1 protein-coding gene is annotated in these 1,154 nt (G+C 72.6%); it reads right to left on the bottom strand.

The window, feature by feature from the left end; translation table 11 throughout:
* Nucleotides 1–1,090 (bottom strand): NAD(P)/FAD-dependent oxidoreductase (locus tag OP18_RS50615; RefSeq protein ID WP_033367983.1); only part of this gene is annotated, 1,090 nt, incomplete at its 3' end.
* Between the last annotated feature and the right edge of the window lie 64 nt (nt 1,091–1,154).

The following is a 1,154-nucleotide window of genomic DNA, read 5'->3' as shown; positions in this document are numbered from 1 at the left end:
GGTAGTAGCCGGCGTGGGAGGCGGGATGGGTGTGGACCGCCTGGTAAGGGCGGCCGGCAGCGCGGAGCCGTTTCTCGTTCCAGCCGGTGACGGCCACGGTCAGGTCGAAGATCTGCACGATCGCGGTGCCGAGCCGCCCGTCCAGGCGCACGGGCCGGCCGGCGATCGCGTCCGCGGCCAGCCGTCCCTGCCGGTTGGCGGTGTTGGCCAGCGGGATCAGCGCGGTCTCGCCGCTGAGGCGGTCGGTCTTCTCGACCGCGTCGCCGACAGCGTAGATGTGCCGGTCGCTGGTCCGCATGGTGTCGTCGACTGCGATACCGCCGCGCGGGCCGATCGTCAGCCCGGCGGCGCGGGCCACGCCGACCTCAGGTCGTACGCCGATGGCCAGCACGACGAGGTCGGCGGCCAGGAGTCGCCCGTCGGCGAGTTCGACCGCGTCGGGCAGGACCTTGGTGAGTGCGGTGCCGAGGTGCAGGCTGACACCGTGGCGGCGCAGTTCGGCGTGGACCGCGGGGACCATCTCCGGGTCCAGCGGCGCAAGGACCTGCCGGTCGAGTTCGACCAGGCTGACGGCCAGCCCCCGCAGACACAGGTTCTCCGCGGTCTCCAGGCCGATAAATCCGCCGCCGACCACGACGGCGGCCCGCGGCTGCCGCTCCGCGAGGAGGGCGGTGAGCCGGTCGGCGTCGGTGACCGACCGCAGGGTCATCGCCCGTTCAATGCCGGGCAGGTCGGGCACGAACGGCGCCGCCCCAGGGCTGAGCACCAGCCGGTCGTAGCACTCCTCGTATTCGCCACCGCCGGCGACCTCGCGCACCCGCACCACCTGCCGCGCACGATCGATGGCGACGACCTCGGCACGCACCCGCACGTCGAGGTCGAACCGGGTGCGCAGGCTGTCAGGGGTGTGCAGCAGCAGGAACCCGCGGTCGGCGATCACCCCGCCGACGTGGTACGGCAGGCCGCAGTTGGCGTACGACACGTGCTCGCCACGCTCGAACACCACGATCTCGGCCGTCGGGTCGAGGCGGCGCAGCCGCGTCGCCGCCGACATCCCACCGGCCACAGCACCCACGATGACGGTCTTCATCAGGCTCTCCCCGTTCCCGGGCCGCCTGGCGACAGCCACGCTCCGACCATACCCATGGGGGTAT

Source organism: Dactylosporangium aurantiacum, from assembly GCF_000716715.1.
GTDB classification, from domain to species: Bacteria; Actinomycetota; Actinomycetes; order Mycobacteriales; family Micromonosporaceae; genus Dactylosporangium; species Dactylosporangium aurantiacum.
Note: the sequence above shows the minus strand (reverse complement) of the source record. Positions and strands in the feature narration are given on the sequence as shown.